This window comes from Streptomyces caelestis, assembly GCF_014205255.1.
Taxonomy (GTDB): Bacteria; Actinomycetota; Actinomycetes; order Streptomycetales; family Streptomycetaceae; genus Streptomyces; species Streptomyces caelestis.
Window position 1 is genome coordinate 1,627,559 of record NZ_JACHNE010000001.1, and the last position, 21,231, is coordinate 1,648,789.

The window sequence follows — 21,231 nt, forward strand, 5'->3', positions numbered from 1 at the left end:
GTTGTGTTACCCGGGGTTACTTGCTGGGTGCGCCGACCGTGGGGCCGACCTTCACGACCTCGCCGATGACGATGACCGCCGGGGGTTTCACGTCCTCGGTACGGACCGTCTCCGCGACCGTCGCGAGGGTCGCGTCGACCCGGCGCTGAGCCGCCGTCGTGCCCTCCTGGACGAGGGCGACGGGCGTGTCGGCCGGCTTTCCGTGCGTGACGAGCGTCTCCGCGATCTTTCCGATCTTGTCGACGCCCATGAGGATCACCAGCGTGCCGGTGAGCCTGGCCAGGGACGGCCAGTCGACCAGGGAGCGCTCGTCGTCCGGCGCGACATGGCCGCTGACCACGGTGAACTCGTGGGCGACGCCGCGGTGGGTGACCGGGATACCGGCCGCGCTCGGGACCGAGATCGAGCTGGAGATCCCGGGGACGACCGTGCAGGGGATGCCGACCTCGGCGAGGGCCTGGAGTTCCTCCATGCCGCGGCCGAAGACGTACGGGTCGCCGCCCTTCAGGCGGACCACCGACTTGCCCTGCTTCGCGTGCTCGATCAGCGCGTTGTTGATGGCCTCCTGGGCCATGTAGCGGCCGTAAGGGATCTTCGCCGCGTCGATCACCTCGACGTGGGGCGGAAGCTCGGCGAGCAGATCGCGCGGGCCGAGGCGGTCCGCGATGACGACGTCCGCCTCGGCGAGCAGGCGGCGGCCGCGCACGGTGATCAGGTCCGGGTCGCCGGGGCCGCCGCCGACCAGGGCGACGCCGGGCGTGCGGGTGCGGTGGTGCGGGGCGACGAGCGTGCCGTCGCGCAGGCCCTCGACGACGGCGTCGCGGATGGCGGCGGTGTGGCGGGGGTCGCGGCCGCGGGCATCCGTGGTCAGTACGGCGACGGTGACGCCCTCGCTGTGGCCGGTGGCCGGGGTCCAGGCCGTCGCCTCGTCGGCGTCGTCGGAGCGGACGCACCAGACCCGGTTGCGTTCGGCCTCGGCGGAGGCCCTGGTGTTCGCCTCTGTGTCGCCGGTGGCGATGAGGGCGTACCAGGCGTCCGCCAGGTCGCCTTCCTCGTAGGGGCGCTGGTGCCAGGTGATCTCGCCGGCGTCCGCCATGGCTTCGACGGAGGGGGTGACCTCGGGGGACACGAGGATGATGTCCGCGCCCGCCGCGATGAGGGCCGGGAGGCGGCGCTGGGCGACCTGGCCGCCGCCGAGGACGACCACGCGGCGGCTGGTGAGGCGGAGGCCTACGGGGTAGGCGGGGTGTTCGGCCATGAGGGTGCGGCTCCTGTTACGGCGGTGGTTCGGTAGCCCTGACGTGCGGATTTTACGGCGCGGGTGTGTGAGGTGGCACAGGTGTCCGGTGGCTGGGCGTCGTCACCGGGTGCGCGTGCGGGGGTCCGTGCCCACGGACCCCCACGGACCACAGGAGCCTTACTTCTCCGTCACTCCCGCCGAATCGAACGTCGCCACCTCGTGCATCGCTCTGGCCGTGCTCTGGACCAACGGCAGGGCCAGGAGGGCGCCCGTGCCCTCGCCCAGGCGGAGGTCGAGGTCGACCAGGGGGCGCAGGCCGAGCTTGTTCAGGGCGGCCACGTGGCCGGGCTCGGCGCTGCGGTGGCCGGCGATGCAGGCCGCCAGGACCTCCGGGGCGATGGCGCGGGCCACCAGGGCGGCGGCACCGGCGCTGACGCCGTCCAGGATCACCGGCGTGCGCAGGGACGCGCCGCCGAGGAGCAGGCCCACGATGGCGGCGTGTTCGAAGCCGCCGATCGCGGCGAGCACGCCGATCGGGTCGGCCGGGTCCGGCTGGTGGAGTTCGAGGGCGCGGCGGACGACCTCGGTCTTGCGGGCGAGGGTCTCGTCGTTGATGCCGGTGCCCCGGCCCGTGACCTCGGCCGGGTCCGCACCCGTGAAGACGGAGATCAGGGCGGCGGAGGCGGTCGTGTTGGCGATGCCCATCTCACCCGTGAGCAAGGCCTTGTTTCCGGCGGCGACCAGGTCGCGGGCGGTCTCGATGCCCACCTCGATGGCCTGCTTGGCCTCCTCGCGGGTCATCGCCGGACCGGTGGTCATGTCCGACGTGCCGGCCCGGACCTTACGGGGCAGCAGGCCCGGCGTGGCCGGGAGGTCGGCGGCGACGCCCACGTCGACGATGCAGATCTCGGCGCCCACCTGAGTGGCGAAGGCGTTGCAGACGGCGCCGCCGCCGAGGAAGTTGGCCACCATCTGGGCCGTGACCTCCTGCGGCCAGGGGGTGACCCCTTGCCCGTGCACGCCGTGGTCGCCGGCGAAGATCGCGACGGCCGCCGGCTCCGGGATGGGCGGCGGGCACTGGCGGGACAGGCCGGACAACTGGGCGGAGATGATCTCCAGCATGCCCAGCGCACCGGCCGGCTTGGTCATACGCTTCTGGCGCTCCCACGCCTCGCCGAGCGCCTTGGCGTCGAGCGGGCGGATCTGCGCGACGGTCTCGGCGAGCAGGTCGTGCGGTTCCTCTCCGGGCAGTGCGCGACGGCCGTACGTCTCCTCGTGCACGACCCACGACAGCGGGCGGCGCTTGGACCAGCCCGCCTGGAGCAGCTCGGGCTCGTCCGGGAACTCGTCGACGTAACCGACGCACAGGTAGGCGATGATCTCGAGGTGCTCGGGCAGGCCGAGGGCGCGGACCATCTCGCGCTCGTCGAAGAAGCTGACCCAGCCGACGCCGAGGCCTTCGGCACGGGCGGCGAGCCAGAGGTTCTCCACGGCCAGGGCTGCCGAATACGGCGCCATCTGGGGCTGGGTGTGGCGGCCGAGGGTGTGGCGGCCGCCGCGGGTCGGGTCGGCGGTGACGACGATGTTCACCGGGGTGTCGAGGATGGCCTCGATCTTCAGTTCCTTGAACTGCTTCGCCCGGCCCTTGGGGAGGGACTTCGCGTACGCGTCGCGCTGGCGCATGGCCAGTTCGTGCATCGCGCGCCGGGTGTCGGCGGAGCGGATGACGACGAAGTCCCAGGGCTGCGAGTGGCCGACGGAGGGCGCGTGGTGGGCGGCCTCCAGGACGCGGAGCAGCACCTCGTGCGGGATGGGGTCGCTGCGGAAGCCGTTGCGGATGTCGCGGCGTTCGCGCATGACCTTCAGGACGGCCTCGCGCTCGGCGGGGGCGTAGCCGGGGGCGGCGGGGCCGGTGGACTGTCGTGCTTCTGCCACTGCGGCCGCGCTCTCTGCTTCGTGGCGTTCCTGATCCGCCAGGTCTTCCTGTTCGGCGGCCCGGGTGTCCAGGTCGTCGGCGTTCTGTGCGAGTTCGGCGTCGCCTTCGCGGGGTGCGGGGACGATGACCACGGGTTCCGCCTCGGGCTGTACCGGCTGGGGGACGGCGACCTGGGACTGCTGCGGGCCCTGGACATGCTGTCCGGCCTGCTCCTGCTCGTCCGGGGCCGGGCCGGGGAGTACGACGGTGACATCCTCGGCGGATGCCGGGGTGCTCTCCGGGGGCTGTGGGGTGTGGGGGGTTTCGGGGGTGTGGAGGGCCTCCGGTGCCGCGGGGGCCGGGGTGGCTTCGGCGGTCTCGGGTGTGGCGGCCACCGGCTCGGAGGCCGGCTGCGCCGCCTCCGCGGTCGGGTTGGCGGTCAGGCCGTCCGGCGCGGCTGCTTCGGGAGCCGGTGCCGCTGCCGCCGCCTGGGCGGTCGTGTCGGGGGCCGCCTGGGCAGGTGCGGGGGCCTCGGCTCCGGAGTCGGGGGCCGTCTCGGAGTCGGGGGTGGCCGTCTCGTTGGGCTGAGCGGGCGCTGTCGCCGCGGGGGGCTGAGTGGGTGCGGGGGCCGCCGGTGCCTCGGCGGGCGCCCCGGGGGTGGGTGCGTCGGTGGGGGCGGGTTCGTCGGCGGGCGCGGGGGCCTCGGCAGCCGGAGCGCCGGCTTCCGGGGCGGGCGCTTCGGGGGCGGCAGCGGCGGTCTGCGGTGCCGTCATCTCGGGTTCCTGCGCGGCTGCTTCGGCTTCAGTTGCCTCGAGGGCCTGGGCGATCGGCGCAGGAGCTTGCGCTGCGGTCTCGCCGCCACCGGCCTCCGGTTCCTTCGCGACGGACTCGGTCGCGGGCGCGGCCGGTGCGGCAGCCTCAGGGACAACCTCCGCCGCGGGCGCCTGCGCAGCCGTGTCGGGGCCCACCACGTCCGGCGTTTGGGCGGCGACGGTCTCCACGGCGTCCGCCTCGGACGGAGCGACGACAGCAGCTTCGGGCGCGATGGCAGCCTCCGGGAACGGGACCGCCTCGGGCACGGGTGCCGCCTCCGGAACAGGGGCGGGCGCCACGCCCTGCTCCGCAGCCGGAGCCGGGGCCTGCTCACCACCGTCGGCGGGTTCGCGGGCGACACCCGGCCCGGACACCTCGGGAGAACCATCGGCAAGTACCGGCTCACCGTCCTGACCAGAACCGTCCACGACCGGCCCCGGCGCGTCCGCCGGAACCGATCCAGGAACCGATCCCGAGGCGGGGACGGCCCCGGCCTCGGCGGGAGCCATCTGGGCGGCGTCCGGATCGACACCCACGGCAGCGGGCTCGCCCCCAACGCCCGGCTCCTGCACGGAAACGCCCTGCCCCGGCTCGGCGGCGGCCGCATGGTCAGCGGCGGGACCGACGCCAGCGGCAGCCGGGGCACCCTCAACCCCCGCGCCCTGCGCGGAAACGCCCTGCCCCGGCTCGGCGGCGGCCGCATGGTCGGCGGCCGGGCCGACGCCCAGCCCTGCCGGGTCACCCGCAGCATCAGCGCCCTGCACGGACTCAGCCGCGGCCACCTGCTCACCGTCCGGGCCGGCGCCCACTCCAGCGGGGTCACCGGCAACCCCGGCGCCCTGCACGGGCACGGCCTGCTCCGGCTCGCCGGTAGCCGCCTGGTCACCGGCGGGCACGCTCGGCATCGCCTGGCTCTGCACGGGCTGCTCGGCGTCGGCACCCTGCGCGGGCACGCTCGACATCGCCTGGCTCTGCACGGGCTGTTCGGCGTGGGCGCCGTGCTCGGATTCGCCCGGCGCCGCCGTACCCTGCGCGGGCTGCTCGGCGTAGGCACCCTGCGCTGTGGCCCCACCCGGCGCCGCCGTCACTGTGTGGATCGGCTCCGGTGCTCCGCGGGTTGCGACGGCCTGGGCGGTGGCCGCCTGCTCTGTTGACGGAACAACCGTTTCCGCAGGCGCCGCCCCGGCGTTCACCGGGGCCTGGGGCGGAACCTGCGCGCCCCAGGGCGCGGCCGACGGCGCGGGTGCCTCCGGGGCGCGCGGGGCGTCGAGGTACTCGGGGCCGGGCGCCGCCGCAGCGGGCTGCCGGGCCGGCGCTCCCGCGGGGCCGCGGTCGGCGAGCGAGCGGACCGGGCTGGCGGAGCTGTCGGGGAGGGGCGGGCCGAGGTGCAGCGGCCGGCGCGGGGTGATGGGCGGGATCGGCGGCGGGTCGGGCAGGCGGACGCCGCCGAGGTCGACCGAGCCGCTGTCGCGGCCGGACAGCTCGTGCGGGCCGGGCTGGTGCACGGCCTCGACGACCGGCTCCGGCGCGGGAGGGGCGACCTCGTTGCCCCAGGCCCCATGGGAGCCTGGCAACAGCAGGTCTTCGTCCTCGGCGGTGTTCTCGGAGAGGTAGGCGTACGCACCGTGCGCGGGGGCGCCCGGCTGTTCCACCATGCCTGCGTTCTCCGGCAGTCCCTCGCCCGGGACCTGGCCGGTGTCGGTCATGCGTACCCCTCGCCCATCGGTTAGTGCTCCTACGACCAGCTCACCCGGAACGGCGCACCGACCGCCCCGCAGTGAAGAACGAGCGTGCGTCCCCAGCGGCACGAACGGCCCGCCCGTAAAAGGCGACAAAGCCACTCACTGGCATTGTTGCGGCCGAACCACCGTCACGGCACGTCGATCCGCGACGGTTCCGCTGTGGGCTGCGCCACGTTGCGCGTCCTCCGGTTCTGCCGTACCACACTCACCCCAAAACGGGCGGGCTTTCCGGACATTGACCGACGATCTGCCGGACGTCCGCGTGCGGTGCAGCGATCGGCCAGCCTACCGCGCGCAGTACGACAACCCGATCACGGGGACGGCGGCGGGGGTCAGGCGCTGCGCCGGGGCAGCACACCGCTGAGCAGGAACGCGACGCTCCGTTCCTTCTCCGTCCAGGCCCGGGTGTCGAGTTCGACGGACTGGAGCAGGGCGCATTCGACGCCGTATCCGTGCTCCGTCAGGTCGCGGCCGACGAGTTCGGCGGCGTCCCGGGTGGCGGCGTGCGTGACGATGCGCTGCGGACGGCGGTCGGCGACGGCCGAGACGACGGCCGCTCCCCCGAACCCGACGCGGACGACGTCGGGTTCGGGGAGGTTCTCCAGGACGTGCGGGGCGGTGCCGTGCACGATCTGGAGCTGGACGCCGAGGCGCCGGGCGGCCGCGTCCGTGCGGGCGCAGGCCGCCCGGTCGCTGTCGACGGCGATGACGGCGGCTCCGGCGCGCGCGGCCTCGATGGCGAAGGCGCCGCTGCCGCAGCCGATGTCCCACACGAGGTCACCGACACGCGGTCCGAGGCGGGCGAGCTGGGAGGCGCGCAGCAGCTGGGTCTCGCCCTCGCCGAGGTCACCGCCGTACGCCTCGGCGGGCAGGGACCAGCCGCGTGGTCCGGCGGACGGATCGCGGCCGGCGATCCAGGCGCCGGTCTCCCCCGCGGTGCCGGCCGGGCCGCCGAGGACGATGACGACGTTGGGGTCGCGCCAGGTGTGGTCGGCGGCCTTGTCGGAGGTGACGACGCTGACCCGCTCGCGTGCGGTGCCGAGTTCCTCGCAGATGACGAAGGAGCGGTGGACTCCTTCGAGGAGCAGGCCGAGTTCGGCGGGGCCGGCGCCGGGCGAGGTGAGGACCGCCACCTTGGTGTGGGCGCGGCATACGTTCACCGCGCGGCGCAGGGTGCGGCGGTGCGCGACGACCACCTGTGCGTCGTCCCAGGGCATACCGGCACGGGCGAAGGCGGCGGCGACCGAGGAGACGGCGGGGACGACCTCTACTTCGAGACCGAACTCGGGGGCCCGCAGGGTGCGTACGACGCCGAAGAAGCCGGGGTCGCCGTCGGCGAGCACGACGGCCGTGCCGCGGTGGCCGGCGATGCGGCGGGCGGCGAGGGCGACGCTGCCGAGGCGGATGCGCTCGGCGCCGGCGGGTACCTCGGGGAGCTCCAGGTGATGGGCGGCTCCCGCCACGAGCGTGGCGGCACCCAGGGCGGCACGTGCCGCGGCGGTCAGCGGCGAACCGTCCCAGCCGATCACCGTGACCCGGTCGGCCATCGTCGTCAGTCTCCAGGGGTGTTCGCAGGTCGTCTGTGTGTCGTGGGGTGAGCGGCCCGCATGCGGGCTCCGTGAGAGTACCCGGTGAAGACGGCGGAGGGGGCGGCGGTGCCGTCCCGCGCGGTGTCCGTTCGGTCAGTTCAAGTCGCCGAACCCAGTTCGTGCCCCGAAGTCAGGGCAAGTCGCCCAAGTCAGTGCAAGCCGTCGGTGTCAGTTCCAGTCGCCGTAGGACGTGAAGCCGCCGGGCAGCTGGTCGCCCACGCCTTCGATGTCCTCGGGGAGCAGGCTCCAGACGATCAGGTCGGTGCGTACCTCGGTCCACTCGCCGTCGTCCGTCCGTGCCCGGGCTATCCAGGCGCCGCGCAGCACCCCTTCGCTGATGCAGCCGATCTTCTGGGCCACCTGCTGGGAGGCGGTGTTGTCGGCCGGGGTGCGCAGTTCGAGGCGCTCGAACTTCTGGTCGTTGAAGAGCCACTGCGCGGTGATGAGCGCCGCCTCGGAGGCGTAGCCCTCACCGCGGGCCCAGGGGGCGATGACGTAGGAGATCTCGCTGGAGCGGACCCGCCAGTCGGTGTTCCGGAGGTGGACGATGCCGACGAGTCGCTGGGTGAGGAACTCGGTGACCGCGAAGACGATGCCGCGGCCCTCGGTCCGTTCGGCGGGGGCCAGTTCGGTGATCCAGGAGCGGGCGTGGGCCTCGGTGTAGGGCTGCGGGACGGAGGTCCAGGCGGTGACGAGCTCGTCGTTCATCATGTCGGCGAACGACTGGATGTCCGGCTCCTCGAAGGGGCGCAGGACCAACCGCTCCGTGCTGATGGAGACGTTGGGAAAGGTGCTCGTCATGCGCCGCTCCGTTACCTTCGGTGAACCTTCAGGGCCTGCTGAACTGCCCAGCATGCAGCATGAAAGCACTGATCCGCACCACGGGGCCCTCCCCACCGGGTGAGGGCGGACCCCGTGCCTGACGGGTGCCGGGCGGGGGCTCAGAAGGAGGCGAGCACGGAGCCGGCGTACTTGTCCTGGATGAACTTCTTCACCTCAGGCGAGGTGAGGAGCTTCGCGAGCTTCTTCACGCGCGGGTCGTCCTCCTGGCCCTTCTTCACGGCGAGGAAGTTGCCGTACGGGTTGTTCTTCGGGGACTCCAGGACGAGGGCGTCCTTCGCCGGCTTGAGGTCGGACTCGATGGCGTAGTTGCCGTTGACGACGGCGGCGTCCACGTCGTCGAGGGAGCGCGGCGTCTGGGCCGCCTCCAGCTCCTTGAACTTGAGGTTCTTGGGGTTCTTGGCGATGTCGGAGGGGGTCGCCTCGTTGCCGACGCCCGCCTTGAGGGTGATGAGCCCGTTGGCGGCGAGGAGCTTGAGGGCGCGGGCCTCGTTGACGGTGTCGTTGGGGATGGCGACGGTCGCACCGCTCTTCAGGTCGCCGGCCTTCTTGACCTTGTGGGAGTAGAGGCCGAGCGGCTCCAGGTGAACCGTGACGACGGGCACGATGTCGGTGCCGTTCTTCTTGTTGAAGTCGTCGAGGTACGGCTTGTTCTGGAAGTAGTTGGCGCCGACGGAGCCGTCCTGCGTCGCCGTGTTCGGCGTGACGTAGTCGGTGAACTCCTTGACCTGGAGGTCCAGGCCCTCCTTCTTCGCCAGGTTGTCCTTGACGTAGGTGAGGATCTCGGCGTGCGGGACGGGGCTGGCGGCGACGATCAGGGGTCCGTCGGAGCCGGAGTCGCCCGCGCCGCAAGCGCTGAGCCCGAGGGTGAGGGCTCCGGCGGCGAGGACGGCGGTGGTGATCTTGGCGGTGTTGCGCACGAAAAGTGCCTTTCCTTATGGCCTGCGAGTGGTGCGACCCCGTTGTGGGTGTACGGGGGGTTCAGGAGGCGGCTTTGAGCAGCCGCAGTTTCGGGGCGGGGCCCGAGTGGGCGCCGCGGCGGTGCAGGGAGCGGGCCGCGTAGTCGCCGGCGAACTGGATGAGGGAGATGACGACGGCGAGGATCGCGACGGTGATCCACATCAGCCCGGTCTCGAAGCGCTGGTAGCCGTAGCGGATGGCGATGTCTCCGAGGCCGCCCGCGCCGACCGTGCCCGCCATGGCCGAGTAGCCGATGAGGGCGACGATCGTGGTGGTGGTGCTGGAGATCAGCGACGGCAGGGACTCGGGGACGAGAACCTTGCGGACGACGGTCCAGGTGTTGCCGCCCATGGCCTGCACGGCCTCGACGAGCCCGTGGTCCACTTCGCGGACGGCCGTCTCGACCAGACGCGCGAAGAACGGGATGGCGCCGACGGCGAGCGGCACGATGGCGGCCTCGCGGCCGATGGTGGTGCCGGTGATCCAGCGGGTGAAGGTCATCAGCGCGACCATCAGGATGATGAACGGCAGGGACCGGGCGATGTTCACGATCTGCCCGATGACCTTGTTGGCGACGACGTTCTGGAGCAGGCCGCCGCGGTCGGTCAGGACCAGCAGGATGCCGAGCGGCAGTCCGCCGACCACGGCGATGAGCGTGGACCAGCCGACCATGTAGAGCGTGTCCCAACACGCCTGTTCCAGCAGGGGCCGCATCTCGGACCAGGTCACTTGGCACCTTCCTTCACCGGTACGGACTCATGGCCCACGACGTCGATCTGGAGGCCCTGTTCGCGCAGGAAGCCGATCGGCACCACGTTGTCCTCGTAGCGGCCGGGCAGTTCGATGCGCATCCGGCCGACCTGGAGGCCGCCGACGGTGTCGATGGCGGCGCCGAGGATCGATATGTCGATGTTGTAGGTGCGGGCGAGCTGCGAGATGACGGGCTGGGTCGCGCTCTCGCCCTGGAAGGTGACGTCGACGACGGTGCGGTCCTCGCCGGAGGCCTCGCCGTCGAGCGGGAACAGCGCGGCGGCCAGTTCCGAGCCGGGGGTGGCCAGCAACTCGCTGACCGTGCCGGACTCGACGATGCGCCCGTTCGCCATGAGTGCGGCCGAATCGCAGACCGACTTCACGACGTCCATCTCGTGCGTGATGAGCAGGACGGTCAGGCCGAGTTGCCGGTTCAGGTCGCGCAGCAGCCCCAGGATCGAGCGGGTGGTCTCCGGGTCGAGGGCGCTGGTGGCCTCGTCGGACAGCAGCACCTTGGGGTCACCGGCCAGGGCGCGGGCGATGCCGACGCGCTGCTTCTGGCCACCGGAGAGCTGGGCCGGGTAGGCCTTGGCCTGGTCGGCGAGACCGACCAGGTCGAGCAGCTCCAGCGCCTTGCGGGAGCGTTCCCCGCCGGACTTGCCGAGAATCTCCAGCGGCAGTTCGACGTTGTCCTGGACGGTCCGGGAGGACAGCAGGTTGAAGTGCTGGAAGATCATGCCGATCCGGCTGCGCGCTTGCCGCAGCTCCTTTCCGGCGCGGGGGCCGCGGCCGGCCAGGGCGGTGAGGTCCTGCCCGGCGACGGTCACGGTGCCGGAGGTGGGGCGTTCCAGCAGGTTGACGCAGCGGATGAGCGAGGACTTGCCGGCGCCGGACTGGCCGATGACGCCGTACACCTCGCCTTCGCGGACGTGCAGGTCGACGCCGTCCAGGGCGGTGACCTCGCGGCCGCGCGAACGGTAGACCTTGGTCAGGTCCGTTGTGGTGATCACGTGGGTTTCCGTCACTGTCGAGTGCGCGGGCATGGGTGTGCCCGGGCACAGCTGCATTCGTTCAGGGACGCGACACGGTTCTCGCTGAGGCGTGGAACCGGGGAGAACATGTGCGCGGGCGGCTTGGCGTCACGCACGGCTCGGAGCGTGCGGACATGCCGCGGTCTCGCTTCGGGGCGCGAGCTCAGGGGTGGTGCCGGGGCCCTCTAGAAGGCGCACATTCGACACAGACAACGAGCACCGGGCGTCAGGGTCGCCTCGGTCGCGGGGATGCGGTCGCTCGTCGTGGTCATGCCGTCAGTAAAACATGCGTACGGTCCTGACCGGCCGCCCACTGTCCGGATGGTGGACAGCGGCGGACAGGGCCGGGTTCGGTCAGCCGCGGAGGGAGATCTCCACACCCTGCTCGGTGACCAGTGCGGACAGGGCCGACAGGTTCTCGACCACCAGATCGGCCTGCAGCTCGTGGGCCTGATGGGTTGTGGTCAACGCCACGGTGGTCATGCCGGCGGCGCGGCCGGCGGTGAGGCCGGCGGGGGCGTCCTCGAAGACGACGCAGTCGGCCGGGTCGACGCCGAGGGCTCGGGCGGCGAGCAGGTACGGCTCGGGGTCGGGCTTGCCTCGGGTGACGTCGTCCGCGGCGACGAGCGTCTTGGGCAGGATGCCGACCGCGTCGAGCCTGGCCTCGGCCAGCCGCCGGGTGGCGGAGGTGACGACGGCCCAGCGCTCGGCCGGCAGGGCGTCGAGAAAGGCGCGGGTCCCCGGCAGCAGGTGCACGCCTCCGTTCGGCACGTCGTCGACCTCCAGATCCTCGATCCGCGCGACGGCCTGCGGCACCAGGTCGGCGGGCAGCAGGTCGGCGGCTATCTCGGCGGCCGGCCGGCCGTGCAGCTCGACCCGGGCGAACTCCTCGGCCGTGATCCCGTACTCCGTGGCCCACCGCGCCCAGCAGCGGTCCACCGAGGCGAGGGAGGAGACCAGAGTTCCGTCGTTGTCGAACAGCAGGGCGTGCGCGTGGATCTTCATGCCCCCGACCCTACGGTGCAGGCCAGGGCCGGGAGCAGCGGGCCTTTTCGGCCGTAATAAGGTCGCAGCATGCTTGATGTCCTGACGCTGGTGACCGGCGTCGCCGCGCTGCTGCTCGCCGCCTGGTGCGGCTGGGCCGCCTACCGTGACCAGCCGACGAAGGACTGGCACTTCATCGGAATGGCCGTGGTCACGCTGCTGACGCTGATCCAGCTCGTGGCCGGGATCGTGCTGCTGGCGCGGGGCGAGAAGCCGGAACAGGGCACGACGATCTTCGTGGCGTATCTGCTGGGGGCGTTCGCGTGCGTCCCGGCGGCGGGGTTCATGTCGCTGGCGGAGCGCACCCGGTGGGGTTCGGTGACGGTCGCCGCCGGCGGTGTCGTGCTGGCTGTGCTGGAGGTGCGGCTCTATGACATCTGGGGAGGCTGAGGTGAGCCGGCGGCGGCTGACCAGTGGTCCGGGCACGCTGCTGGTGTGGCTGTACGGCGTGATGGTCGTCGGGGCGGTGTCGCGATCCGCGTATCAGATCGCGACGGAGTTCGACCGGGCGCCGCTGGCGTACGCGCTGTCGGCGGTGGCCGGTGTCGTGTACGGGTTCATCACGTACTCGTTGGTGCGGGGTGGGGAGACGGCGCGTAAGGCTGCGCTGGCGTGCTGTGTCGCCGAGTTGGCGGGTGTGCTGACGGTGGGGACGTGGACCTTGGTCGAGCCGTCGGCGTTTCCTGACGCGACCGTGTGGTCGGATTTCGGGATGGGGTATCTGTTCATCCCGATTCTGTTGCCGGTGTCGGCGATCTACTGGCTGCGGCGGTCGCGTGCGCGGCAGGGAGATGCCGGCTGAGGGGCGTCGGCGAGTGCGGGTTGTGTTTCGGGTGCTCGCGCCCACGCGGCGGAGCCGCACATCGATACGGCCCCGCGCCCCTGAAAGATCAAGCCGTCGCCGCGTAGGTACCCGCCGGCTTCTCCAGGACGATCATCGGTACGCCGTCCGCGCCCTGGGACGTGCCCACCGTTTCGTAGCCCACCTTGCGGTAGAGGCGGAGGTTGCCCTCGCTGCGGTGGCCGGTGTGGAGGCGGAAGCGGGTGGCGCCGTGCTGGCCGGCCAGGGCCGATTCGGCCGCTCGCAGGAGACGGGCGCCGATGCCGTGGCCCTGGAGGCGGGGGTGGACGCAGAGCTTGCCGATCGCGGCGGCGCCGTCCTCGGTGACCGAGCCGCGGATCGAGCCGACGACCTCGTCGCCGAGCCGGGCCACGAAGACGCAGTCCCGGGCGACCTCCTCGCGGACCGAGTCGAGGGTTTGGACGAGCGGGTCGATGCGGTAGTTCCCGTACAGCGCCGCCTCCGGCTGGAAGCACAGGTACTGCAGCCTGAAGATCTGCTCCGCGTCCTGCTCGGTCGCCGCAGAGATGGTCACGCTCATGCCCATGTGCGCACGCCTCCCGCTCATCTGATCACCTGTCGTTCCTCACTCCTATCCCCGTCCTCAGCGGGCCGCAACCTCCGGTGTGAGCAATCTCCGCAGACATCCCAGACATCTGGAACGTTCCGGGCCAATACTGCCCTGTGAGATACCCAACTCCCCTGCGATTTCCCGGTATGTCAGGTCCTCGGGAGAGAGCAGGGCCTGCATCAGCCGAGGGCACCGGCCCGGGAGGCGACGTACGGCCGCGCGCAGGGCACGGCCGCGCGCCGCGGCGAGGGCCAGCTGTTCGGGGTCACGACCGCCGTCGTCGACCGGTTCGACGGTGTACAGCCGTTCGAGGCGGCTCCTACGGTGAGTGCGGCGCGCTTCCGAGCGGACGGCCCGGCGGAGCCATTCCTGCGGGTCGAGCGGCGGGCCCTCGGCGTCGAGGCGCTCCAGCAGCCGGAGCCAGACCGCCTGCTCCAGGTCGCCCGGCTCGGCTCCGGCGGCATACGCCTCCGCGGCGGCCTCGGCGGCGAGCAGCGGGCGCAGGGCGGTGACCAGGTCGTGCGTCATGTGCGGAGCGACGCGGCCGCCCGGGCTGCGGGTTGCCCGGGCGGCCGAAGCCCACTCGACCGGGGGGGGTGTGAGCTCACCTGTTGACGCTCAGTTGCCGGCGAAGTCCTGACGGGCCAGCAGACCCGTGTCGGGCTGGTCGGTGAAGACGCCGTCGATGCCGGTCGCGAAGTACGCCCGGTACGCGCCGAAGACGTCACCGTAGGCGTCGGCGTCCGTGCCCTTGCGGAAGTTGGCGGGCAGGAAGGGGTTCTCGTTGCGCAGCGTCCACGGGTGCAGGACCAGACCCACCTTGTGCGCGTCCGCGACGAGCGTCGTCGGCTGCGTGAGGTTGCCCTTGGCGTCGCGCGGGATGACCAGGTCGAGGGTCGGGCCGATGCCCTGCGCGTAGGAGGCGATCTCCCGCAGGCCGGCCGGCTTCACCAGGTCGGCGACCGTGCGCGGGTCGCCCGTCTCGACGAAGTCCCAGGGGCGGGTGTCCGCCGAGGACAGCAGCACGACCAAGGGGTTGTCGACGAGCTTGTTGAGGCGCTCGATGCTGGTCGGCTCGAAGGACTGGAGGATGACCGGGGAGGTGCGCCGGTCCTTGCGGTACTTGCGCAGCAGCTTGGCGACCCGCTCCTCCAGGGGAAGGCCCTGCTGGCGGAAGTAGGTGGGGTGCTTGAGCTCGGGGTAGATCCAGACCTGCTTGCCGCGCTTGCGGGTCTGCTCGTCCTGCCACTTCAGGACCTCTTCGAAGGTGGGGATCTCCCAGCGGCCGTTGTAGAGGGTGTTGTGCGGGCGGTTGGCCGGGATGCGCTCGATCGCCCGCAGGGTCTTCAGCTCGGCGAGCGTGAAGTCCTCGGTGAACCAGCCGGTGGTGGAGACACCGTCGAGGAGCTTGGTCTTCTTGCGGTCGGCGAACTCGGGGTGGTCGGCGACGTCCGTGGTGCCGCCGATCTCCGGCTCGTGACGGCAGACGAGGTGACCGTCCCTCGTCGGCACCAGGTCGCCCGCCTCGACGATGTCGGCACCCATGTCGAGGGCCAGCTGGTACGAGCCGAAGGTGTGCTCCGGGCGGTAGCCGCTGGCCCCGCGGTGGCCGACGATCGTCGGCTTGGGCAGACTCTTCAGCCCGCCCTGCCCGCCGCCCTGCCGGGTGCTGTCGGCTCTCGCCGTGCCGGTCACGCCGAGGACCGCTCCCCCGGCGCCGAGCACCGCCGCGCCGAGCAGGGCCCGCCGTCCGGTTCCGCTGGTTTCCTCGTTCGGCCTCTGCGTTCCCATGAGCGCCCTCCCTGCCGTCGGCTCGTCAGTGCGGGGCGATCGTACGGGCGCGTACATGACGGGTGGGAGACGCCGGGCGGAACAGGTGGGTGATGAGGGATGTCGTAGTGGCTGGTGGGAGCCGTGAACTGACGGCTCGTCGAGTGCGTCGCGTCCCCGCGATTCGGTGCGGCGGTTCTGGGAACGCGTCCGATACGCCCAGGGAGCGACGTCCGTCACATGCGGCGGCCGGGTCACACATCGTCCACAGCGGGTCACCGCAGGTGAACACGCGTCACCGGCGCGTAAGACCTCGGTTAACTCGCCGTGCCCGATGTGCGCGACCCCCGGGGCCGCGAGTATCGTCCTCACCTGCACAGACTCATACCGCATCCCCTGACACGGAGGGCCCGTTGTCCCGCTTCGCGCTCATCAAGGCAGTGCTCGGCCCGATCATGCGCCTGATGTTCCGCCCTCAGGTGGAAGGTGCGGAGCACATTCCCGGCGACGGTCCGGTCATCCTGGCCGGCAACCACCTGACGTTCATCGACTCGATGATCCTGCCGCTGGTCTGCGACCGGCAGGTCTTCTTCATCGGCAAGGACGAGTACGTGACCGGGAAGGGCCTCAAGGGCCGGCTGATGGCCTGGTTCTTCACGGGCGTCGGCATGATCCCGGTGGATCGTGACGGTGGCCGGGGCGGTGTCGCCGCCCTGATGACCGGACGCCGCGTGCTGGACGAGGGCCGGGTGTTCGGGATCTACCCGGAGGGGACGCGGTCGCCCGACGGACGGCTGTACCGGGGGCGGACCGGGATCGCCCGGCTCACGCTGATGACGGGGGCGCCGGTGGTGCCGTTCGCGATGATCGGTACGGACAGGCTTCAGCCGGGTGGGGCGGGTCTCCCCCGGCCGGGGAAGGTCACGGTCCGGTTCGGCGAGGCGATGGAGTTCTCCCGGTACGAGGGGATGGACCGGGACCGGTACGTGCTGCGGGCTGTGACCGACTCCGTGATGAGTGAGGTCATGCGATTGTCCGGGCAGGAGTATGTGGACATGTACGCGAGTAAGGCCAAGGAAGCCGCGTAGTTTCTCGGGTGCGGCTTGCGGGGGCTTGTCGCGCTCACGCGGCGGAGCCGCAATGGGACAGAGGCCCGCGTCCCTACAGGGGCGCGTTCTCCGGCGGGCCGCCATTCGTCCGGCCGTGCCCCGGTGCCGGGAACCACAGCACGAACGTAGCCCTCCCCCACCCGTGAGAACAGGCGACCTGGCCGCCGTGCGATTCCACGATCTGTCGGACGATGGCCAGGCCCAGCCCGGCGTGGCGGTCGCGGCCGCCGCCGTTGCCCTTGGCTCGCCAGAAGCGGTCGAAGACCCTCGCCCGGTCGTCGTCGCCTATGCCTGGGCCCTCGTCCCGTACCGCCGTCCAGAGCCAGGAGCCGTCCCGGTCGGCCGCGACGGTGATGAGGGAACCCGGTGGGGCCAGCTGTACCGCGTTCGAGAGCAGGTTGCCGACGGCCCGGCGCAGGGCGTCGTGGCCGCCGATGACCGTGAGGCCTGGGGCGAGGCTGCGGTGCAGGAGCTGGCCGCGTTCGGCGGCGAGCGGGGCGAACGCGGAGGCGTCGAGGACGATCCAGGTGGTGAGTTCGCGGTCGGCCAGAGTGAACCGGACGTGCGGGACGGTGGTGCGGGCGGTGGCGTTCCAGTCCACGAGGCGGTGCCCGACGACCTCGTGCGCCAGGTCGCTCATGTCCTCGGGCAGGACGTAGCCGCGGCCCCGCAGCAGGGCCAGCGCCCGGGCGGCGGCGACCAGGCCGGGAGTGGCGCGCGGACCGGCACCGTGGGCCAGCCGCCGCTCCGGACCGGCCAGGTCACGCGTCGCGCAGACGAGCCGTACGGCGTACTCCGCGACGGCGTGGTGCACGAACACCTCGTCGGTGCTCCGCTGGAGCGCGACCAGCCGCTCGGGGGTGAGGATCCGGCGGGGGCGGGGCGGGTCGACGCTCATCCGGTAGAGGATGGCGAGCTTTTCGGACTCGCTGGGCGCGGCGACCTCCACCTCGAGCAGGAAGCGGTCGCGCTGGGCCTCGGGGAGGTGGTAGACGCCCTCGGACTCGATCGGGTTCTGGGTGGCGAGGACGAGGAAGGGTTCGGGGACGGGGAGCGTGGTGCCGCCGATGGAGACCTGGTGCTCGCCCATGACCTCCAGCAGGGCGGACTGGACCTTGGCGGGGGCGCGGTTGATCTCGTCGGCCAGGACGATGTTGGCGATGACCGGCCCGGGTTCGATGTCGAAGGTCTCCTGGGAGGGCCGGTAGATCCGGGTGCCGGTGATGTCGGAGGGGACGAGGTCGGGCGTGAACTGGAGTCGGGCGAACCGCCCGCCCACGACATGCGCCAGCGTCTTGGCGGCGAGTGCGACGCCCGGCACGCCCTCCAGCAGGCAGTGGCCCCGGGCCAGCACGGCGGTGAACATCCGCTCCACCATGCGGTCCTGGCGGACGATCACCCGCTTGACCTCGAAGAGGGCCTCTTCGAGGAGCTTGCCGTCGGGGTCATGGCATCCGGGGCGGTGGCCGTGGTCACAGCTCCGGGGCGGGGTCGCCGCCGTTCGGTGCGGTTCCGCTCGGGGCGGTGCCGCCGTCCTTCCACGGGCAGTCCTGGTCGCCCGCCGCGCCCCCGCCGGAGGAGGTGCCCTCCTCGACGACGAACCTGACCTGCTCGCGCGGCGTCTCGTCACCGTCGGCGGCGAGCGCGACACCGCCGCCCGCGAGCCCGGCGGCGGCCAGGACGGAGACGGTGACGATCGCCTTCTTGGTACGACGTGTCATGATCGGGGCTCCTTCGGCCGTGGGAACGACGTCGGGTACGGAGCCAAGACCATCAGGCGAGGGCGAAAGCGGGCTTAAAGGCGGGGCTGAGCAGGGGTGGTGGAAGGTCCGGGCCACACGCCTAGGGGTGTTCCGCCCCGCTCTCCAGCCGCTGCCCCCGCAGCAGGAACCACGCCGCCACTGCCGCCGCCAGCAGGACCGCCGCTCCGACGCCCGCCGCGAGGGCCAGGCCGTCGACGAAGGACGTGCGGGCCGCGTCCAGCATGGCCTCGGCGGTGTGCGCGGGCATGCCCGTCGCCGCCTCGACCGCGCCGCCCAGCGACTCGTGCGCCGCGGCCGGTGTGCCCGCCGGGCCGGTGAAGTCGCGGTAGACGCCGGTCACGATGGAGCCGAGCACGGCGATGCCGAGGGCCGCGCCGAGTTCGTACGCCGTCTCGGACACGGCGGACGCCGAACCCGCGTGCTCCTTGGGCACGCTGGAGAGGATCACGTCGGCGGTCACGGTGAAGGAGAATCCGGCTCCGACGCCGACCACGAGCAGCGCGGCCCCGAGCAGCGGGTAGCCGGTGGACTGGTCGATCACCGTGAGCGCGGCCAGGGCGAGGCCGATCGCCGCGAGCCCTGCGGAGACGACGGCCCGCACCGAGAAGCGCCGGGCCGCGCGCCCCGCGGCCAGACCGGCCACCACCGCGCCGATGGCGGCGGGCAGTTCCGCCAGGCCCGCCTCGAACGGGCGCCTGCCCTGGACGAGTTGCAGGTACTGGGAGAGGAAGAACACCAGTCCGGACAGACCGAGGATGGTCAGCAGGTCGGCCAGTACCGCGCCGCTGAAGCCGCGGTTGCGGAACAGCCGCATGTCCAGCAGCGGGGCCGGAAGCCTGAGCTGGCGGCGTACGAACCCGTGCAGGGCGGCCGCACCCAGCAGGCCCGCGCCGAGGGTGCTCCATGCGAAGCCGTGGGTGGCGGCCTCCTTGATCGCGTACACGACACCGACCATGCCGGCCAGCGACAGCACGACACTGAGCAGGTCCCAGGGGCCGGGGTTGGCGGTACGCGACTCGGGCAGCAGCTTGATGCCGACGAGGACCAGGACGGCCATCACGGGCAGGTTGATCAGGAAGACCGAGCCCCACCAGAAGTGCTCCAGCAGGAACCCGCCGACGATCGGGCCGACGGCCGTACCGGCGGAGGCGGTGGCGCCCCAGATTCCGACGGCCAGACTGCGTTCGCGCGAGTCGTGGAAGAGGTTGCGGATCAGGGCGAGCGTGGCCGGCATCAGCGTGGCGCCGGCGACACCGAGCAGCGCCCGCGCCACGATCAGCGTCTCGGGGGTGGTGGCGTAGGCGTTGAACACGGATATCGCGCCGAACGCGGTGGCACCGGCCAGCAGGATCCGCTTGCGGCCGATCCGGTCGCCGAGGCTGCCCATGGAGACGAGCAGTCCGGCGATGACGAACGAGTAGACGTCGCCGATCCACAGCAGCTGGGTGCCGGAGGGCTTCAGGTCCTCGCTGATGTAGGGGGTCGCGAGACCGAGGACGGTCGCGTCGACGGCCACCAGCAGCACGGCGAGGACGAGGACGCCGAGCGCGAGCCAGCGGCCCGGGCGCTTCACCGTCTCGGCCGTCTCAGCCGGCTGCAGGGTGCTGGTCATGATTCCTCTCTCCGTAGTGCGCCGCCGAGCAGGAGCTCGACGATCATGTACTGGAAGTCCTTGGGGGCGCCCTTGCCGCTCTGCACCATCCAGGCACCGGAGGCCAGCAGGCCGTAGAGCGCCTCGGTGAGCCAGGCCGGTGTGAGGTCGATGCGGAACTCGCCGCTGAGCTGGCCGCGCCGGAACAGGGCGGAGATTCGCTCGTCGATCAGGGTCCAGCCCGGGTTCTGCTCCTCGCCCTCGAACAGCTGGTTCTCGGTGTAGAGGAACCCCAGCAGTCCGGCGGCGGGCTCGATGGCCCCGACCAGCCGGCGTACGGCCTCGCTCGCCGTGCCCTCGTCGAGCCGGGCGGTGGCCAGCGCGGCCTCGCACTCCGCGATGCCCAGCGACTCCAGCGCGCGGACGAGGGCGTCCCGCCCGGCGAAGTGGCGGTGCAGCGTGGCGCGGCTGATCCCGGCGGCCTTGGCGACCTCGTCCATGGTCGCGGTGGCTTTGTGGGTCAGCAGGGCCGCGGCGCTGCGCAGCACGTGGTCAGGATCGACAGCCATGAGACAATCATACTCCATATGAGACATAGATGTCTCACGCTGGGCATGGGTGACTCACGGCTGCCGGTTCCGTTCACGAAGGGGTGGTGATCAGTGCCAGGGCAGCTGTCCGCGCTTCTCCCAGTACGCCTGCGGTTCCTCGACCAGCGTGGCGAGTCGGGCGAGCTGGTCGTCGTCGAGGTCGACGACCGCCGCGTGCAGGTTGGAGGCGAGCTGGTTGGCGGTGGCCGCGCCGGAGAGGACGACGCCGGCCCAGGGCTGCCGCAGGATCACCGCCAGGGCGACGGCGTCGCATCCCAGCCCGGACTCCTCGGCGATCTCCTTCAGGACGTCCGGCGCGTGCGGCCCCGCGAGCCGGCCGTTTGCCATGCCCTCCTTGACGATCACGGTGAGCCCGGCGTCGTGTGCCTCGGCGAGGGCGGGCGCGGCGGAGGTCTCCAGCGCGTTGTACGTCGACTGGACGGTACGGAAGAGGGGTTCGCCGTCGACCGTCACGGCGAGGGCGGCGCGGATCGCGTCCGCCTGGGCGGGACCGCTGGTGGAGAAGCCGATGGTGAGTCCCCGGGCGGCGGCTTGCGCGAGCTTCGCGTGCAGTTCCTTGTCGGTGAGGGCCGGGCTGTCCGGGGTCACCGAGTGAATCTGGTAGAGGTCGAGCCGGTCGCCGAGCAGGGCGTCGGTCTCGGCGCGCTGCCGTTCGTAGGTGGCGAGGGTGTGGTCCTTGACCTCGTGCGTCTCGGCGTCGGTGGACCAGTCGGCGGTGTAGGTGTAGCCCCACTTGCTGCCCACGACGATGTCGTCGAGGCCGGGCCTTGTGTTCAGCCAGTCGGCGAGGAACTCTTCCGAGCGGCCGTAGGAGCGGGCGGCGTCGAAGTAACGGACGCCTTGGGCGTAGGCGGCGTCGAGGAGTTCATGTGTGCGGTCGCGCAGGGCGTCGACCGTGCGCTCGGCCGGCAGGTCCTGATCGCGGCCCAGATTGATGTAACCGGGCCGTCCGACGGCGGCGAGTCCCAGACCGATGTGGCATGTGGGGGTCGTTGCTGAGGCCAGGCGGGCGAAGGGCATCGCGGGCTCCGTTCGGTCGGCTGCTGATGAC

Annotated in this window: 19 protein-coding genes; 3 read left to right on the plus strand and 16 right to left on the minus strand. The window is 71.9% G+C overall.

Going from position 1 to position 21,231, the window contains the following annotated elements:
• Positions 1–16: 16 nt before the first annotated feature.
• The 8 genes from cobA to HDA41_RS07375 all read right to left on the minus strand — a co-directional run bounded on the left by cobA (position 17) and on the right by HDA41_RS07375 (position 11,885).
• Positions 17–1,258 carry a uroporphyrinogen-III C-methyltransferase gene (gene cobA / locus HDA41_RS07340; protein ID WP_184981808.1) on the minus strand — a complete coding sequence of 414 codons (1,242 nt, stop codon included), beginning with the start codon at positions 1,256–1,258 and terminating at the stop codon, positions 17–19.
• A gap of 159 nt (positions 1,259–1,417) precedes the next feature.
• Positions 1,418–5,674, minus strand: coding sequence for a nicotinate-nucleotide--dimethylbenzimidazole phosphoribosyltransferase (cobT, locus tag HDA41_RS07345; RefSeq protein ID WP_184981810.1), 4,257 nt, complete (start codon positions 5,672–5,674; stop codon positions 1,418–1,420).
• A 368-nt stretch (positions 5,675–6,042) separates the two neighbouring features.
• Positions 6,043–7,257, minus strand: coding sequence for a precorrin-6y C5,15-methyltransferase (decarboxylating) subunit CbiE (cbiE, locus tag HDA41_RS07350; protein ID WP_184981813.1), 1,215 nt, complete (start codon positions 7,255–7,257; stop codon positions 6,043–6,045).
• A 210-nt stretch (positions 7,258–7,467) separates the two neighbouring features.
• Positions 7,468–8,100, minus strand: a complete 633-nt coding sequence (locus HDA41_RS07355) for a GNAT family N-acetyltransferase (protein WP_184981815.1) — start codon at positions 8,098–8,100, stop codon at positions 7,468–7,470.
• A gap of 140 nt (positions 8,101–8,240) precedes the next feature.
• Positions 8,241–9,059: a MetQ/NlpA family ABC transporter substrate-binding protein gene (locus tag HDA41_RS07360; RefSeq protein WP_184981817.1), complete on the minus strand. Its 819-nt coding sequence runs from the start codon at positions 9,057–9,059 to the stop codon at positions 8,241–8,243.
• 61 nt (positions 9,060–9,120) lie between these two features.
• Positions 9,121–9,828 (minus strand): methionine ABC transporter permease, encoded by a 708-nt coding sequence (locus HDA41_RS07365; protein ID WP_184981819.1) that lies wholly within the window; start codon positions 9,826–9,828, stop codon positions 9,121–9,123.
• Positions 9,825–10,859 (minus strand): methionine ABC transporter ATP-binding protein, encoded by a 1,035-nt coding sequence (locus HDA41_RS07370; RefSeq protein ID WP_184981821.1) that lies wholly within the window; start codon positions 10,857–10,859, stop codon positions 9,825–9,827. Before HDA41_RS07370 ends, HDA41_RS07365 begins: the two co-directional genes overlap by 4 nt.
• 375 nt (positions 10,860–11,234) lie before the next feature.
• Complete coding sequence (locus tag HDA41_RS07375; RefSeq protein WP_184981823.1) at positions 11,235–11,885, minus strand: HAD family hydrolase; 651 nt, start codon at positions 11,883–11,885, stop codon at positions 11,235–11,237.
• A 69-nt stretch (positions 11,886–11,954) separates the two neighbouring features.
• Between HDA41_RS07375 and HDA41_RS07380 the strand changes: the two genes are divergently transcribed.
• Entirely contained in the window at positions 11,955–12,314 is a 360-nt protein-coding gene (locus HDA41_RS07380; protein WP_184981826.1) for a hypothetical protein, read from the plus strand.
• Positions 12,295–12,726, plus strand: coding sequence for a hypothetical protein (locus tag HDA41_RS07385; protein WP_184981828.1), 432 nt, complete (start codon positions 12,295–12,297; stop codon positions 12,724–12,726). Before HDA41_RS07380 ends, HDA41_RS07385 begins: the two co-directional genes overlap by 20 nt.
• Positions 12,727–12,814: 88 nt before the next feature.
• Here the strand turns inward: HDA41_RS07385 and HDA41_RS07390 are convergent, their stop codons facing one another.
• The 3 genes from HDA41_RS07390 to HDA41_RS07400 form a co-directional block, all read right to left on the minus strand.
• Positions 12,815–13,312, minus strand: a complete 498-nt coding sequence (locus HDA41_RS07390) for a GNAT family N-acetyltransferase (RefSeq protein WP_184993222.1) — start codon at positions 13,310–13,312, stop codon at positions 12,815–12,817.
• Positions 13,313–13,369: 57 nt separating this feature from the next.
• A complete protein-coding gene (locus HDA41_RS07395; protein WP_184981830.1) occupies positions 13,370–13,864 on the minus strand; it encodes an RNA polymerase sigma factor in 495 nt (164 codons plus the stop codon).
• Positions 13,865–13,954: 90 nt separating this feature from the next.
• Positions 13,955–15,127 (minus strand): glycerophosphodiester phosphodiesterase, encoded by a 1,173-nt coding sequence (locus tag HDA41_RS07400; RefSeq protein WP_184981832.1) that lies wholly within the window; start codon positions 15,125–15,127, stop codon positions 13,955–13,957.
• 392 nt (positions 15,128–15,519) lie between these two features.
• Between HDA41_RS07400 and HDA41_RS07405 the strand changes: the two genes are divergently transcribed.
• Positions 15,520–16,194, plus strand: coding sequence for a lysophospholipid acyltransferase family protein (locus HDA41_RS07405; protein WP_184981834.1), 675 nt, complete (start codon positions 15,520–15,522; stop codon positions 16,192–16,194).
• Positions 16,195–16,267: 73 nt separating this feature from the next.
• On the opposite strand, the gene HDA41_RS42660 is transcribed toward HDA41_RS07405, so the two are convergent.
• From HDA41_RS42660 to HDA41_RS07430, 5 genes are all read right to left on the minus strand, one after another.
• Positions 16,268–17,614 carry an AAA family ATPase gene (locus tag HDA41_RS42660; RefSeq protein WP_184981836.1) on the minus strand — a complete coding sequence of 449 codons (1,347 nt, stop codon included), beginning with the start codon at positions 17,612–17,614 and terminating at the stop codon, positions 16,268–16,270.
• 73 nt (positions 17,615–17,687) lie between these two features.
• The gene (locus tag HDA41_RS41090) at positions 17,688–17,936 is read right to left on the minus strand and encodes a hypothetical protein (protein ID WP_184981838.1); all 249 of its coding nucleotides are present in this window, start codon (positions 17,934–17,936) and stop codon (positions 17,688–17,690) included.
• 121 nt (positions 17,937–18,057) lie between these two features.
• Positions 18,058–19,590, minus strand: coding sequence for an MFS transporter (locus tag HDA41_RS07420; RefSeq protein ID WP_184981840.1), 1,533 nt, complete (start codon positions 19,588–19,590; stop codon positions 18,058–18,060).
• On the minus strand, positions 19,587–20,138 hold the full coding sequence (locus HDA41_RS07425) for a TetR/AcrR family transcriptional regulator (RefSeq protein ID WP_221511440.1): 552 nt from the start codon (positions 20,136–20,138) through the stop codon (positions 19,587–19,589). The genes HDA41_RS07420 and HDA41_RS07425 overlap by 4 nt, the downstream gene beginning before the upstream one ends.
• Positions 20,139–20,228: 90 nt before the next feature.
• The gene (locus tag HDA41_RS07430) at positions 20,229–21,200 is read right to left on the minus strand and encodes an aldo/keto reductase (protein WP_184981844.1); all 972 of its coding nucleotides are present in this window, start codon (positions 21,198–21,200) and stop codon (positions 20,229–20,231) included.
• Between the last annotated feature and the right edge of the window lie 31 nt (positions 21,201–21,231).